This is a genomic window from Variovorax durovernensis (assembly GCF_977011995.1).
Genome location: NZ_CDRNCW010000001.1, coordinates 6409521 through 6422920, shown reverse-complemented (window position 1 = coordinate 6422920; position 13400 = coordinate 6409521). Strand labels below are relative to the sequence as shown.

The 13400-nt window shown below is 68.1% G+C and carries 14 protein-coding genes; 5 read left to right on the top strand and 9 right to left on the bottom strand.

Annotation, left to right across the window (positions count from 1 at the left end; genetic code table 11):
- Positions 1-5 precede the first annotated feature (5 nt).
- From ACWV14_RS30460 to ACWV14_RS30445, 4 genes are read right to left on the bottom strand one after another with little or no spacing between them, the layout of a single operon-like run.
- The gene (locus ACWV14_RS30460; RefSeq protein WP_454905539.1) at positions 6-1199 is read right to left on the bottom strand and encodes an acyl-CoA dehydrogenase family protein; all 1194 of its coding nucleotides are present in this window, start codon (positions 1197-1199) and stop codon (positions 6-8) included.
- A gap of 4 nt (positions 1200-1203) precedes the next feature.
- Entirely contained in the window at positions 1204-2058 is an 855-nt protein-coding gene (locus ACWV14_RS30455; protein WP_454905537.1) for an enoyl-CoA hydratase family protein, read from the bottom strand.
- Positions 2055-2534 carry a MarR family winged helix-turn-helix transcriptional regulator gene (locus ACWV14_RS30450; RefSeq protein ID WP_422084539.1) on the bottom strand — a complete coding sequence of 160 codons (480 nt, stop codon included), beginning with the start codon at positions 2532-2534 and terminating at the stop codon, positions 2055-2057. Before ACWV14_RS30450 ends, ACWV14_RS30455 begins: the two co-directional genes overlap by 4 nt.
- A gap of 1 nt (position 2535) precedes the next feature.
- Positions 2536-4914: a bifunctional salicylyl-CoA 5-hydroxylase/oxidoreductase gene (locus ACWV14_RS30445; RefSeq protein WP_454905535.1), complete on the bottom strand. Its 2379-nt coding sequence runs from the start codon at positions 4912-4914 to the stop codon at positions 2536-2538.
- Positions 4915-5047: 133 nt separating this feature from the next.
- Here ACWV14_RS30445 and ACWV14_RS30440 point away from each other — a divergent pair, with 133 nt between their 5' ends.
- Both ACWV14_RS30440 and ACWV14_RS30435 read left to right on the top strand, forming a co-directional pair.
- The gene (locus ACWV14_RS30440; protein WP_454905533.1) at positions 5048-6316 is read left to right on the top strand and encodes a class I SAM-dependent methyltransferase; all 1269 of its coding nucleotides are present in this window, start codon (positions 5048-5050) and stop codon (positions 6314-6316) included.
- Between the two features lie 11 nt (positions 6317-6327).
- A complete protein-coding gene (locus tag ACWV14_RS30435; protein ID WP_454905531.1) occupies positions 6328-6651 on the top strand; it encodes a DUF1840 domain-containing protein in 324 nt (107 codons plus the stop codon).
- 14 nt (positions 6652-6665) lie between these two features.
- On the opposite strand, the gene ACWV14_RS30430 is transcribed toward ACWV14_RS30435, so the two are convergent.
- A complete protein-coding gene (locus ACWV14_RS30430) occupies positions 6666-7697 on the bottom strand; it encodes a Bug family tripartite tricarboxylate transporter substrate binding protein (RefSeq protein ID WP_454905529.1) in 1032 nt (343 codons plus the stop codon).
- A 62-nt stretch (positions 7698-7759) separates the two neighbouring features.
- Complete coding sequence (locus ACWV14_RS30425) at positions 7760-8698, bottom strand: LysR family transcriptional regulator (protein WP_454905527.1); 939 nt, start codon at positions 8696-8698, stop codon at positions 7760-7762.
- Positions 8699-8821: 123 nt separating this feature from the next.
- On the opposite strand from ACWV14_RS30425, the gene ACWV14_RS30420 reads away from it, so the two are divergent.
- Entirely contained in the window at positions 8822-9592 is a 771-nt protein-coding gene (locus tag ACWV14_RS30420; RefSeq protein WP_454905525.1) for an SDR family oxidoreductase, read from the top strand.
- 129 nt (positions 9593-9721) lie between these two features.
- Here the strand turns inward: ACWV14_RS30420 and ACWV14_RS30415 are convergent, their stop codons facing one another.
- Genes ACWV14_RS30415 through ACWV14_RS30405 form a run of 3 tightly spaced genes read right to left on the bottom strand, consistent with a single transcriptional unit; the run spans position 9722 to position 12143 of the window.
- The gene (locus ACWV14_RS30415; RefSeq protein WP_081267443.1) at positions 9722-10144 is read right to left on the bottom strand and encodes a MarR family winged helix-turn-helix transcriptional regulator; all 423 of its coding nucleotides are present in this window, start codon (positions 10142-10144) and stop codon (positions 9722-9724) included.
- A 23-nt stretch (positions 10145-10167) separates the two neighbouring features.
- A complete protein-coding gene (locus tag ACWV14_RS30410; RefSeq protein WP_454905523.1) occupies positions 10168-11136 on the bottom strand; it encodes an alpha-ketoacid dehydrogenase subunit beta in 969 nt (322 codons plus the stop codon).
- The gene (locus tag ACWV14_RS30405) at positions 11127-12143 is read right to left on the bottom strand and encodes a thiamine pyrophosphate-dependent dehydrogenase E1 component subunit alpha (protein ID WP_454905521.1); all 1017 of its coding nucleotides are present in this window, start codon (positions 12141-12143) and stop codon (positions 11127-11129) included. The genes ACWV14_RS30410 and ACWV14_RS30405 overlap by 10 nt, the downstream gene beginning before the upstream one ends.
- Before the next feature lie 149 nt (positions 12144-12292).
- On the opposite strand from ACWV14_RS30405, the gene ACWV14_RS30400 reads away from it, so the two are divergent.
- Entirely contained in the window at positions 12293-12574 is a 282-nt protein-coding gene (locus tag ACWV14_RS30400; RefSeq protein WP_422084549.1) for a ParD-like family protein, read from the top strand.
- Positions 12571-13368: a type I methionyl aminopeptidase gene (map, locus tag ACWV14_RS30395; RefSeq protein WP_454905519.1), complete on the top strand. Its 798-nt coding sequence runs from the start codon at positions 12571-12573 to the stop codon at positions 13366-13368. Before ACWV14_RS30400 ends, map begins: the two co-directional genes overlap by 4 nt.
- The last annotated feature ends 32 nt before the right edge of the window (positions 13369-13400 follow it).

Here is a 13400-nt window from a genome sequence, read left to right as displayed (position 1 = left end):
GGTATTTATCCCCGCAGAACGGATTTGCCAATGATCAGTTGTTGAACCTCCGTCGCGCCTTCGTAGATGCGCAGCGAGCGGATGTCGCGGTAGAGGCTCTCAATCTTCGTGCCAACCTTCACGCCGAGGCCGCCATGCATCTGCAGCGCCATGTCGATCACGCGGCTCGCGTTTTCCGTGGCGCACATCTTCGCCATCGCGGCTGCTGCCGACACGTCGCCAACCGCGGGCGCGCCGCGCTGTTCGGCGTCGTCGCGCATCCATGCCGCGCGGTAGGTGAGCAATGCTGCGCTGTCGATCAGCGCGGCCATCTCGCCGAGCTTGGCCTGCGTGAGCTGGAAGTCAGCGAGCGTCTGTCCGAACATGCGGCGGTTCTTCGAATGCGCGATGGCTTCGGCCAGCGCGCGTCGCCCCATGCCGAGCGCCGCGGCGGCCACCGATGCACGGAAGATGTCGAGCGTGCGCATCGCGAGCTTGAAGCCGCCGTTGAGCTCGCCGAGCTGAGCGGTGCGCGGCACCACGCAGTTCTCGAAGCGCAAGGTGGCGAGCGGATGCGGCGCCATCACGTCGATGTGCGCGGAGGTGTCGAGGCCCGGCGTCGTCGCATCGACGATGAACGCGGTGATGCCGCGCGTGCCGCCTGCAGGATCGGTCTTCGCGAACACGCAATAGAAGTCGGCGATGCCGCCGTTGCTGATCCAGGTCTTCTCGCCGTTGAGCCTCCAGCCATCGGCGGTGGGCTCGGCGCGCATTGCCATCGCGCCCACGTCGGAGCCCGCCTCGGGCTCGCTGAGCGCGAAGGCTGCGATCTTGCTTCCATTGGCCACTGCCGTCAGGTAGTTGGCGTGCTGCCCGGGCGTGCCTGCAAGCGTGATCGCGCCGCTGCCCAGGCCCTGCATCGCGAATGCGAAGTCGGCGAGTGGCGAATGGAAGGCGAGCGTTTCGCGCAGCAGCACGAGGGCGCGCGAGTCGAGCCGCTCGAGCGCACCGCCCGATGTGCCCGGCACGCAGTAGCGCAGCCAGCCGCCGTCGCCGAGACGGCGTACCCAGTCGCGGCAGGCGGCGCGGTCGTCGTGCTCGTCGATCTCCTGCGCAGCAGCCCAGGGCAAAAGGCCTTCGGCCAGCGCGCGATGCGCATCGTCGAAGAACGGCAGCGCCAGGTGCACTGTCGAGGGTGGGGCAGGTGCCTTGGTCATCATGGCGTCAGTCTCCGCCGAACACCGGCTTGCGCTTGGCCGCGAAGGCTTCGTACGCACGCTTGAAGTCTTCGGTCTGCATGCAGATGGCTTGTGCCTGCGCTTCGGCCTCGATGGCCTGGTCGATGGTCATCGACCATTCCTGCGCGAGCATGGTCTTGGTCATGCCGTGCGCGAAGGTGGGGCCTTCGGCCAGCTCGTGCGCCACCTTGGTGGCGGCCTCGAGCAATGCATCGCTTTCGTGCAGCGCGTTGAAGAAGCCCCAGGCGTGGCCTTCCTGCGCGGTCATCGCGCGGCCGGTGAACAGCAGTTCCGAGGCACGGCCCTGGCCGATCACGCGTGGCAGCAGCGCGCATGCGCCCATGTCCGCGCCGGCTAGGCCCACGCGGGTGAAGAGGAATGCGGTGCGCGTGGCGGGCGAGCCGTAGCGCAGGTCGCAGGCCAGCGCGATCATCGCGCCCGCGCCGGCGCACACGCCGTCGATCGCACCGACGATGGGCTGCGGGCACGAACGGATGGCCTTTACCAGGTCGCCCGTCATGCGCGTGAACTCCAGCAACTCCGGCATGCGCATGCCGGTCAGCGGGCCGATGATCTCGTGCACGTCGCCGCCCGAGCAGAAATTGCCGCCCGCGCCGGTGACCACGATCACCTTCACGTCTGTCGCGTAGGCCAGCGCGCGGAACAGGTCGCGCAGCTCGGCATAGGAGTCGAAGGTGAGCGGGTTCTTGCGCTCGGGCCGGTTCAGCGTGATGGTGCCGACGCCCGCTTCGTAGCTCCATGCGAAGTGCTCGGCCTTGTAGGCAGCCTTCGCTTCGAATTGCGCGCGCATGGGGTTGCCTGCGCCGATGTAGTGCTTCATTCCGTCTCCGCCATCGATTGGTTGTGTGAGTGTTGCTTGACCTTGCCGAGCAGCTTGTGCAGCTGCGCGATCTCTTTTCCGCTGAGGCCCGCAAAGGCCTCGACGATCCAGTCTTCGTGCTGTTGCGCCATCTCGTTGAAGAGCTTGCGGCCGCGCGCGGTGAGGCGCACGCGCCAGGCGCGGCGGTCGCCCTCGACATTGATGCGCTCCACCAGCCCTTCGGTCACGAGCTGGTCGGTGATGCCGGTGACGTTGCCGCCCGTCACCATCATGCGGCGCGAGAGCTCGTTCATCTTCAGGCCCTCGGGCGAGCGCTCGAGTTGAGACATCAGGTCGAAGCGCGGCAGCGTGGTCGCGAACTGCGAGCGCAGTTCATTGCGCACCTGCTTCTCGATCAGCTGGGTGCAGGTGAGCAGCCGCAGCCAGAGCCGCAGGGCTTCGGGGTGTTCGCTGTGCGCGCGCGCTTCGAGGTCCATGTCAGTGTGTCTCCTCGGGGTTCGCCGCGGCGGCTGCAGCCATCTGCTGCTGCTTGGCGATCTCGCGGTACATCTGGTCGCGGCCGCTCAAGTACTGCTTCGGCCAGTCGACTTCGCGGCTTTGCAGCTTGGCGGCTTCATGCAGCGTCCAGGCCGGGTCGGCCAGGTGCGGACGCGCGACGGCGCACAGGTCGGCGCGGCCGGCCGCGATGATGCTGTTGGCCTGGTCCGCATCGGTGATGGCGCCCACCGCGATGGTCGAGATGCCCACTTCGTTGCGGATGCGGTCGGAGAAGGGCGTCTGGTACATGCGGCCGTACACCGGCTTGGCGGCGCGCGTCGTCTGGCCCGAAGAGACGTCGATGAAGTCCGCGCCGGCCTCCTTGAAGAGGCGCGCGACCACGACGGCGTCGGCGTCGGTGTTGCCGCCGGGCGCCCAGTCGTGCGCGGAGATGCGCACGCTCATGGGCTTGTCCGCCGGCCACACGGCGCGCATGGCGCGGAACACTTCGAGCGGGTAGCGGCAGCGTGCCTCGATGTCACCGCCGTACTCGTCGGTGCGCAGGTTGGTGAGCGGGCTGATGAAGGCCGACAGCAGGTAGCCGTGCGCGCAGTGCAGCTCGAGCCAGTCGAAGCCGGCTTCCAGCGTGCGGCGAGTCGAGGCGACGAACTGGTCGCGCAGCGTGTCCATCTCGGCGCGCGTGATGGCTGCGGGCAGCTGGTTCTGCTCGCCGTACGGCACGGCGCTGGCACCCAGCAGCGGCCAGTTGCCGCTTTCGAGCGGCTCGTCGGTGCCTTCCCAGCCCACGCGGGTCGAGCCCTTGGGGCCGCTGTGGCCGAGCTGCATCGCGATCTTCGCGCTCGACTGCGTGTGCACGAAATCGACGATGCGCTTGAAGGCGGCTTGCTGCGCGTCGTTGTAGATGCCGGTGCAGGCCGGGGTGATGCGGCCTTCGGGTGTCGGGCTCGTCATTTCGACGAACACCATCGCGGCGCCGCCGAGCGCGCGCGCGCCCAGGTGCACCAGCAGGAAGTCTTGAGGCACACCGTCGACCGCGCTGTAGGTGGCCATCGGCGACACCAGGATGCGGTTCTTCAGCGTGAGCCCGCGCACCTTGTAGGGCATGAGCATCGGCGGCACGGCCTTGCCGCCCGCGAGCCACTTCTCATAGCCGCCGAGCCATTGCGTGTCGCGCACTCGCAGGTTCTCGTGGCTGATGCGCTGGGAGCGCGTGAGCAGCGAGTAGGCGAACTGCTCGATCTCCATGCCCGTGTAGCGCGGCACGTTCTCGAACCACTCGGTCGAGTTGCGCGCGGCGTTCTGGATCTTCAGCACCTCGACGCTGCGGCGTGCCTCGTAGCCTTCGAGCACGTGGTCGACGGTGCCGCCCTGTGCGAATTCGTTGGCCAGGTCGATGGCGTCTTCCAGCGCGAGCTTGGTGCCCGAACCGATCGAGAAGTGCGCGGTGTGCGCAGCGTCGCCCATCAGCACCACGGGCACCGAGCGGCCTTCGACGTCGATGCGATGCGTCCAGCGCTCGCACACCACGCGCGGAAAGCGGATCCAGTTGGCCGAGCCGCGCAGGTGGGTGGCATTGCTGATCAGCGAGTGGCCGCCGAGGTACTTGGCGAACAGCTTCTCGCAGAAGGCGATGGCCTCCGGCTGCTCCATCTGGTCGAGGCCATGTGCCTTCCACACGGCCTCCGGCGTTTCGACGATGAAGGTCGAGGTCTTGTCGTCGAACTGGTAGGCATGGGCCTGGAACCAGCCGTGCTCGGTCTGTTCGAAGGCGAAGGTGAAGGCATCGAAGGTCTGGTGCGTGCCCAGCCACACGAAGCGGCAGTTGCGCAGATCGATGTCGGGCTTGAACACGTCGGCATAGCGCTGGCGGATGCGGCTGTTGAGGCCGTCGCTGGCAATGACGAGATCGGCCTCGTACTTCGCGGCGATGGCCTGGTCGTCGGTGGCGTCGGTCTCGAACACCAGGTCGACTCCCAGTGCCAGGCAGCGTTCCTGCAGGATGTTCAGCAGGCGCTTGCGGCCGATGCCGCAGAAGCCGTGGCCGCCCGAGCGCACCTGGCGGCCCTTGAAGAACACCTGGATGTCGTCCCAGTGATGGAACTCGTTGCCGATGAGCGCCGCGGTTTCGGCGTCGGCAGCGCGCAGGTTGCCCAGCGTCTGGTCGCTCAGCACCACGCCCCAGCCGAAGGTGTCGAAGGGGCGGTTGCGTTCCACCACCGTGATCTGCAGCGCCGGGTTGCGCGCCTTCATCAGCAGTGCGAAGTACAGCCCGGCCGGCCCGCCACCGATGCACAGGATGCGTTGGAGATCCGCGGCTGGAGCGGGGCGGACGGATTGAACCGGGTTGAGGCTGTTCATGTTTCAATAGTTTAGACATAAACAATCTGCTGTCAATGCGGGTTGGCAACTACCGGCCGGGCGCACCGTTTCGAGGCTTCCGCCGACACGGGTAGTCATGCAAAAACTTGGAAAAATCAATACCATGGGCCCCATGCAAAACTTGATACCCAAGATCGAGTCGCAGCTGGCCTCGCTGCCTGTTCCTATCGCGCTGGAGTTGCCCGATGGCCGCCGCGTTGCCCAGGCGGGGGCCCGCGTCACGCTGGCCTTCAAGGAGTGGACGGTGCTTGCCAAGCTGGCGGCCCGGCAGGTGGGGGCCATCGGCGAGGCATACGTCGAGGGCAAGGTGCAGATCGAAGGCGCCATGCGCGACCTGATCGACGCCACGGTGGGCATGCTGCCGGGCAACCCGGCCGAGACCGACACCGGCTGGTGGAGCCGCCTGCAGCACATGGCCAAGTCGCACGGCTCGCATTCGCTGCGCAAGGACGCGGCCCAGATCGAGTTCCACTACGACGTTTCCGACGATTTCTACGCGCTGTGGCTCGACCCGCGCCGCGTCTATTCGTGCGCTTACTTCCGCACGCCCGACCTCACGCTGGCGCAAGCCCAGGAAGCCAAGCTCGACCACATCTGCCGCAAACTCATGCTGCAGCCGGGCGAGCGCTATCTCGACATCGGCTCCGGCTGGGGCGCGCTGCTGCTGTGGGCGGCGGAGCACTATGGCGTGGACGCCACCGGCATCACGCTGTCGAAGAACCAGCACGCGCACGTCCAGCGGCTGATCGAGGAAAAGGGCCTGCAGGGCCGCGTGCGCGTCGAGCTGCGCGACTACCGCGAACTGTCGGTCGACCAGCCCTTCGACAAGATCTCGTCGGTCGGCATGTTCGAGCACGTGGGCGCGGCCAACATGCCGACCTACTTCCGCAAGATCTATTCGCTGCTCAAGCCCGGCGGCCTGGTCATGAACCACGGCATCACCTCGGGCGAGCTCAACTACCGCCAGCTGGGCGCGGGCATGGGCGACTTCATCGAGAAATACATCTTCCCCGGCGGCGAGCTGCTGCACGTGACGCACGTGCTGCGCGAGACGGCCGCGGCCGGCCTGGAAATGGTCGATACCGAGAGCCTCCGCCCGCACTATGCGCGCACGCTATGGGCCTGGTCGGACGCGCTCGAAGCACAGCTCGACACCGCGCGCGAAATACTCAAGCGCAGCGGCGGCCGCCAGGGCGAAAACGCCGAGCGCGTGCTGCGGGCCTATCGCCTGTACCTCGCGGGCTCGGCCATGAGCTTCGAGCAGGGCTGGATTTCGCTGCACCAGATGCTGTCTACCAAGCCGGACGGCAAGGTCGAGCATGGCGTCTTGCGCGGTGCGCAATCGGTGTACCCTTTTGCCCGTGATTACATCTACAAGTAAGTGAGAACACCATGCTCTATCGATTCCAGTCCCGGGCTTCCGCCGATTTCGTGATGCTCGAAGTGCACGCGCGCCAGTTGCTCGACATCGTCGGCAAGTCGGCCGCGCCGCAAGGCATCATCACGGTCGAGCAGATCCCGGGCGCCATCTCCGCGCTCGAGGCCGCCCTGGCCCGCGAAGGCAGCAACACCCACAACCACGACGACTACGCGGTAGAGGGCCATGCCAACGAGGCCGAGAAGCAGCATGTAGGACTGCACCAGCGTGCAGCCCCCCTGCTTCACATGCTCAAGGATTCGCTGGCCGACAAGAAGGACGTGACCTGGAAGACCTGAGCGTCTTCAGCGGTTCAATCGACCTTCGCGCCGGAGTCCTTCACCACCTTCGCCCACTTCACGTGTTCGCTCGCAATGAGCTTCGTGAAGTCGGCGGGTGAATTCCCGCTCGGCAGCGCGCCCTGCGCGAGCATCTTCTCCTTGATGGCCGGCGTGCCCAGCGACTTGGCCACTTCCTGCTGAATGCGGTTCACGACCTCGGGCGGGGTACCGGCCGGCGCCAGCAGCCCGAACCACGAGCTCGCCTCGTAGCCCTTGAGCGTCGGGCCTCCCACCTCGGCCACCGTCGGAATGTCAGGCAGCGCGGGCGAGCGCTGCGCGCTGGTCACGGCCAGCGCAGTGAGCTTGCCGGCCTTGATCTGCGCCATCGACGAGGGCAGGTTGTCGAACATCACGTCGGCGTTGCCGCCCACCATGTCCAGCAGCGCCGGGCCCGAGCCCTTGTACGGGATGTGCGCCATGAAGGTGCCCGTCATGCTCTTGAACAGCTCGCCCGCCAGGTGGATCGACGTGCCGCTGCCGCTGGACGCCATGTTCAGCTTGCCGGGGTTGGCCTTGGCGTACTTGATGAAGTCCTGCACGTTGTGGATGTTCAGCGCCTTGGCCTTGTCGGCGTTCATTTCCATCACGTTGGGCACGGCGGCCACCAGCGTGATGGGCGCGAAGTCCTTGATCGGGTCGAAGGGCAGCTTGGGGTAGAGCGCGCGGTTGATGCCGTGCGTGCCCACCGTGCCCATCAGCAGCGTGTAGCCGTCGTTGGGCGCGCGCGCCACGATCTCGGCGCCCAGGTTGCCGCCCGCGCCGGCCCGGTTGTCGACGATGAACTGCTGGCCGAACGCCCTGGAAAGCTCGGGCGCGATCGCGCGCGCCAGGATGTCGGTGGTGCCGCCGGCTGCGAACGGCACGACGATGCGCACCGGCTTGGTCGGCCAGTTGCTCTGGGCCCAGGACGGGGCGGCCATCAGCGCGAGTGCGGTGGCGACCGAGGCCGCGAGCGCGGTCCGGCGATTCGAAGGAGAAGAGAAGAAGAAAGAGAAAGAAGTCATGCGCGCGTTTGTACATGGGGGCGCTGCCCGCGTCGCGGGTGAAAACCCCGTGGGCGCAACGGTCAGGCCACCTGCATCCGCTGGGCGAAGCGTTCGCTGCGAAAACGCTCGAGCACGAAGTCGATGAACACCCGCGTCTTCGGCGGCAGCAGCTTCTTGCTCGGGTAGTAGAGCCACACCGCGCCCGTCTCCTGGTACCACTCGGGCAGCAGCCGCACCAGTTCGCCGCCGCGCAGGTTGCGCTCGACGAAGGGCATCGGCAGCATCGCCACGCCCAGCCCCATGAGCGCGGCCTGCGCCAGGGCCTCTGGGTCGTTGAAGACGGCGCGCGGCCGGGGCAGCTCGACAGAGATTTCCGCCTCGCTGGCGTTGGCGCGCATGTGCCGCAGCGTCCAGCCGCGCACGCGGCCCGTGGGCGACGAGCGGCGCAGCAAGGCGTCGAGCGCAGCCAGGTCCGACGGGTGCCGGGGCATCTGCCGCCCCTCCATGTAGCGCGGCGACGCCACCGCCACCTGGTGGACGCGCGCCAGTTCGCGCGCCACCAGCCCCGCCGACAGTTCGATGCCGCCGCCGATGGCCGCGTCGAAGCCCTCGCCGACCAGGTCGACCTGCTGGTTGTCGAAATGCCAGTCCGGCACGATGGCCGGGTAGCGCGCGAGGAAGTCGCCCAGCATCGGCAGCACATGCTCTCGCCCGAAGGCCTGGCCCATGCTCACCTTGAGCATGCCGGCGGGCTGGCCGTCGTCGGTGTCGATGCCGGCCACGGCCTCCCGCAGCGTGGCGAGCGCGCCGCCGATCTGCGAGAGGAAGCGCTCGCCGCCCTCGGTCAGCGTGAGGCTGCGCGTGCTGCGCTGGAACAGCCGAAGGCCCAGCCGCGCCTCGAGCCGCGCCACGTTCTTGCTGACTGCCGCCGGCGTGAGCCCCAGGCGCCGGGCCGCGGCCGAAAAGCTGCCGCCCTCCGCGCTTTGCACGAAGGATTCGAGGTGATTGAGCGGTTCCATGCGCGCATTTTCATGCCGATATTCAACTTTCAGTTGAATTTGATTGACTCGATTGATGGCTACCGGCAATGCAATGAAAGGCAGAGACTGGAGGCCTTCTTCCTCCAACAGATCGGAAAAATCATGGCTTCCAGCAACGTCGTTTCTTCTGCTCCCGTCCTGGCCGGCAAGGTCGCCTTCGTCACCGGCGGTTCGCGCGGCATCGGTGCCGCCATCGTTCGCCGGCTGGCGCGCGACGGCGCCGCCGTGGCCTTCAGCTATGCCAGTTCCGCCGCGCCGGCCGACGAGCTGGTGCGCGCCATCGAGGCCGAAGGCGGCCGCGCCCTCGCGCTGAAGATCGACAGTGCCGATGCCGCCGCGCTCAAGGCCGGCATCGACCAGGCCGCCGGGCACTTCGGCGGGCGCATCGACATCCTGGTCAACAACGCTGGCGTGCTGCACCTCGGCCCCGTCGAGCAGTTCGCGCTGGCCGACTTCGACCGCACCATCGCGGTCAACGTGCGCGCCGTGTTCGTCGCGATCCAGGCGGCGCTGGCGCACATGGGCACGGGCGGGCGCATCGTCAACATCGGCAGCACCAACGCCGAGCGCATGCCTTTTGCCGGCGGCAGCGTGTATGCGATGAGCAAGTCGGCGCTGACCGGCCTGGTGCAGGGCCTGGCGCGCGACCTGGGGCCGCGCGGCATCACGGTCAACAACGTGCAGCCCGGCCCGGTCGACACCGACATGAACCCCGCCAGCGGCCCGATGGCCGCCACCATGCACGGCTTCATGGCCATCGACCGCCACGGCCATGCCGACGAGATTGCCGGCATGGTGGCGTACCTGGCCAGCCCCGAAGCCGCGTTCGTGACCGGCGCGGGCCTGAACATCGACGGCGGCTTCGCCGCGTGAACCTGGCTCGCCCCCAGGCTGCGCGCACTTCGTGTCGCTTCGCCTTCCCCCGGCCGGGGGCAACACCTGAGGCCCGGCGAAGCCGGTTCCTCGGTGTTCTGGAAGGGGGCGGGGTTTGGCGTGCCTTTGTCAACTGCTGCGCTGGACGGCCTTGATGAGTTTGTCTAGCGTTGCGTCTAGCTGGGCCAGTTCGTTGCCGTCGACACCTGCGAACAGCGCGGCCTCGCGCTCGCGGCCCAGTGTGGCGACCTTTTCATGCAGTGCCTTGCCGGCGGCGGTGAGGTAGAGGCGGCTGCTGCGCTGGTCGGTCGGGTCTTCGTGGCGCTGCACGCGCTTGTGGCGCTTCAGGCCGGCCAACGCGCGGCTCACCGCCATCTTGTCCAGGCCCGTCTGGTCGGCGACCTGCGTGGCGTTGAGGCCCGGCTGCGCGCCGAGCACGGCCATCGTGCGCCACTCGTTCAGCGTGAGCTGGTGCTCCCGGCCCACGCGTTCATGAAAAGGCCGGGCCGTGAGGTTGACCACCCGCACCAGCTTGAAGAAGAGCGGGTCCATCGCGCCTGTGTCGCGGGCGGACCTCAGCCGGCCAGCTTCTTCGCGGCGGCCACGATGGCCGGCATGCCCACGCGCGACTGCGCTTCCAGCACCGGCGCATAGCCGACCGGAATGCGCGGCGCGCCCAGCCGCGCCACGCGGCAGCCCGTGGCTTCCGCCGCGCTGGCCGCTATCTCGGCGCCGAAGCCCCCCGCCTGCACCGCCTCGTGCACCACCAGCAGCCGGCCGGTGCGCGCGCAGGACGACAGCACGGTCTCGCGGTCCCATGGCCACAGCGTGCGCAGGTCGATCAGGTCGACCGCGATGCCTTCGGCCGCCAGTGCGTCGCAGGCTGCTTCGCAGGCCTGGATCTGCCGGCTCCAGCTCACCAGCGTGAGCGCATTGCCCTCGCGCACCCGCGAGGCCTTGCCCAGCGGCACCGCAACGCTTTCGTCGACCTCGCCTCGCACGCCCCACAAGGTCTTGTGCTCGATGTAGACCACGGGGTCGCCGCACTGCAGAGCGGCGCGCAGCAAGCCGTGGTTGTCCTGCGGCGTCGAGGGGCACACCACCACCACGCCCGGCAGGTGCGCGAACCAGGCTTCGAGCGACTGCGAATGCTGCGCCGCCGATGCGTCCCAGATGCCGCCCGGCATGCGCGCCACCAGCGGCACGCGGCCCTGGCCGCCGAACATGAAGCGGTTCTTGGCGGCCTGGTTCACCAGTTCGTCCATGCCGCACAGAGCGAAATCGACCACGCGCATCTCGACCACCGGCCGCAACCCCGCGAGCGCCATGCCCACGCCGGCGCCCATGATCGCGGCCTCGCTGATCGGCGTGTCGATCACGCGACCGGCGCCGAAGTGCTGCTGCAGCCCCTTGTACTGGCCGAAGATGCCGCCGCGGCCCACGTCCTCGCCGAGCACGACCACGCGCGGGTCGGCCTCCATCTCGCGCTGCAGTGCGAGCAGTGCGGCTTCCGAATAGCTCAGGTCCTTCTTCGTCAATGCCATTGGCCGGCTCCGGTGGTCTGCACGTCGGTGAAGGCGGCGCCGGCGTCGGGCCAGGGCGCTGCATCGGCGACGGCCAGCGCGGTGTCGACCTCGTCGCGCGCGGCGTTCTCGATGGCGTCGAGCGTGGCGGCGGCGATGCCCGCCGAAAGAAGATGCCCGCGCGCCCGCGCGATCGGGTCTGTTTCCAGCGCGGCGGCCAGTTCGGCCGGGTCGCGGTAGGCCGCGAGGTCGACCGAAACGTGCCCCTTCACGCGGTAGGTCAGCGCATGCAGCAGGCGCGGGCCGCTGCCGGCGCGCACCTCGCTCACCAGCCGCGCGGCGGTTTCGTGCACCGCGAACACGTCGTTGCCGTCGACCTGCGTGGACGCGATGCCCAGCGACTCCGCACGCACCGACGCGCCGTCGCCGGCCGTCATCGGCCCGCTCGCGGTGGTCGCGCTCCAGCGGTTGTCTTCGCAGACGAAGAGCACAGGCAGCTCGTACACCCGCGCCCAGTTCAGCGCTTCGAGAAAAGGGCCCCGGTTGATGGCGCCGTCGCCGAAGAAGCAGACCGTGATGTCGTCGCCCTTGCCGAGCAGCTTCTGCGCATGCGCCGCGCCCACGGCAATCGGCAGCCCTGCCGCCACCACGCCGTTGGCGCCCAGCATGCCGACCGAGAAGTCCGCGATGTGCATCGAGCCGCCCTTGCCGCCGTTGAAGCCGGTGGCCTTGCCGAACAACTCGCACATCATCCGCGTGAGGTCGGCGCCCTTGGCCAGCGTGTGGCCGTGGCCGCGATGGGTGGAGGTGAGGTAGTCGCTGGCGCGCAGGTGGGCGCACACGCCGGCCGGCACCGCCTCCTGGCCCGTGGAAAGGTGCAGCGGCCCGCGCACCTTGGCGGCGCCCGCGGCCTGCTGGCCGTAGGCGCTCACGCCCCCCTGGCTGGCCGCCTCGGCGGCGTTCTCGAAAGCGCGGATGCGCACCATGACGCGGTACAGCGCCTGCGCATCGGATGTGCTCGGGTCCATCTTGTCTCCAACGCGCTCGAGGTGGGCGCTTCGAGAAAAATCGTATCAAACGAGATCGAATCGCTGCACCGGGCTTACCCCGCCGTCGCGTTGAAACACATCGGCTGATTTGATATGATTTATATACGTTTCATATATTCAAAAGAGCCATGGGCATCGTCAAGATTTCAGACCTCATGCATGAGAACCTGCGCGTCGCGGGCAATGCACTGAGCCGTTCCATCAATGCGCAGGCCGAGCACTGGATGCGCATCGGCATGCTGGCCGAACTGCACCCCGAGCTCGATCACCGCGAGATCTGCCAGCTGCTCATCCGCGCCGAGCAGGCCGGCGGTTTCGACCTGGCCACGGTCTCCACCCTGCTGGAACCGCCGCCGCCCGCGCCCGCTGCTGCTCCTGCCGCACGCAAGCTGGCCGGGGCGCGCGCATGAGGGCCACCGCCGCACCGCTCAAGTCGCCCGACGAAATCGCGATGGCGCGCGCCGCGGGCCGGCTCGCCGCCGAGGTGCTGGCGATGATCGGCGAGCATGTGAAGCCCGGCGTCACCACCGAGGAGCTCGACCGCATCTGCCACGACCACATCGTCAATGTGCAGGGCGTGGTGCCCGCCAACGTCGGCTACCAGGGCTACACCAAGACGGTCTGCACCTCGGTCAATCACGTGGTCTGCCACGGCGTGCCGTCGGCGCAGAAGGTGCTGAAGAAGGGCGACATCATCAACATCGACGTGGCCGTCAACAAGGACGGCTGGTTCGGCGACTGCAGCCGCATGTACTTCGTCGGCGAGCCCAGCCCGCTCGCGCGCCGCCTGGTGGACACCACCTACGAGGCAATGCGCGCCGGCATCCTGCAGGTGCGTCCCGGCGCCACGCTGGGCGACGTGGGCCATGCGATCCAGAGCGTCGCGCACCGCGAGCGCTTCAGCGTCGTGCGCGAGTACTGCGGCCACGGCATCGGCCAGATCTACCACGACGATCCCCAGGTGCTGCACTACGGCCAGCCCGGCCAGGGCCTGCGGCTGGAGGCCGGCATGGTCTTCACCATCGAGCCGATGATCAACGCCGGCCGGCGCGAGACCCGCGAGCTGCCCGACGGCTGGACGGTGGTCACGCGCGACCATTCGCTGTCGGCGCAGTGGGAGCACATGGTCGCGGTCACGGAAGACGGCTTCGAGGTGCTGACGACCTGGCCCGAAGGCACGGGGCGCTATCCGGCGATCGGCTGAGGCGGCGCATCCGGGTCGCCCGCGCTACCCTG

Bases quoted from the DNA above. Each gene is read 5' to 3' on its own strand.
- ACWV14_RS30400 (WP_422084549.1), top strand. From the start codon at position 12,293: ATGGGCATCGTCAAGATTTCAGACCTCATGCATGAGAACCTGCGCGTC.
- ACWV14_RS30430 (WP_454905529.1), bottom strand. From the start codon at position 7,697: ATGACTTCTTTCTCTTTCTTCTTCTCTTCTCCTTCGAATCGCCGGACC.
- ACWV14_RS30440 (WP_454905533.1), top strand. From the start codon at position 5,048: ATGCAAAACTTGATACCCAAGATCGAGTCGCAGCTGGCCTCGCTGCCT.
- ACWV14_RS30415 (WP_081267443.1), bottom strand. From the start codon at position 10,144: ATGGACCCGCTCTTCTTCAAGCTGGTGCGGGTGGTCAACCTCACGGCC.
- ACWV14_RS30460 (WP_454905539.1), bottom strand. From the start codon at position 1,199: ATGATGACCAAGGCACCTGCCCCACCCTCGACAGTGCACCTGGCGCTG.
- ACWV14_RS30450 (WP_422084539.1), bottom strand. From the start codon at position 2,534: ATGGACCTCGAAGCGCGCGCGCACAGCGAACACCCCGAAGCCCTGCGG.
- ACWV14_RS30445 (WP_454905535.1), bottom strand. From the start codon at position 4,914: ATGAACAGCCTCAACCCGGTTCAATCCGTCCGCCCCGCTCCAGCCGCG.
- ACWV14_RS30410 (WP_454905523.1), bottom strand. From the start codon at position 11,136: ATGGCATTGACGAAGAAGGACCTGAGCTATTCGGAAGCCGCACTGCTC.
- ACWV14_RS30405 (WP_454905521.1), bottom strand. From the start codon at position 12,143: ATGGACCCGAGCACATCCGATGCGCAGGCGCTGTACCGCGTCATGGTG.
- map (WP_454905519.1), top strand. From the start codon at position 12,571: ATGAGGGCCACCGCCGCACCGCTCAAGTCGCCCGACGAAATCGCGATG.
- ACWV14_RS30455 (WP_454905537.1), bottom strand. From the start codon at position 2,058: ATGAAGCACTACATCGGCGCAGGCAACCCCATGCGCGCGCAATTCGAA.
- ACWV14_RS30425 (WP_454905527.1), bottom strand. From the start codon at position 8,698: ATGGAACCGCTCAATCACCTCGAATCCTTCGTGCAAAGCGCGGAGGGC.
- ACWV14_RS30435 (WP_454905531.1), top strand. From the start codon at position 6,328: ATGCTCTATCGATTCCAGTCCCGGGCTTCCGCCGATTTCGTGATGCTC.
- ACWV14_RS30420 (WP_454905525.1), top strand. From the start codon at position 8,822: ATGGCTTCCAGCAACGTCGTTTCTTCTGCTCCCGTCCTGGCCGGCAAG.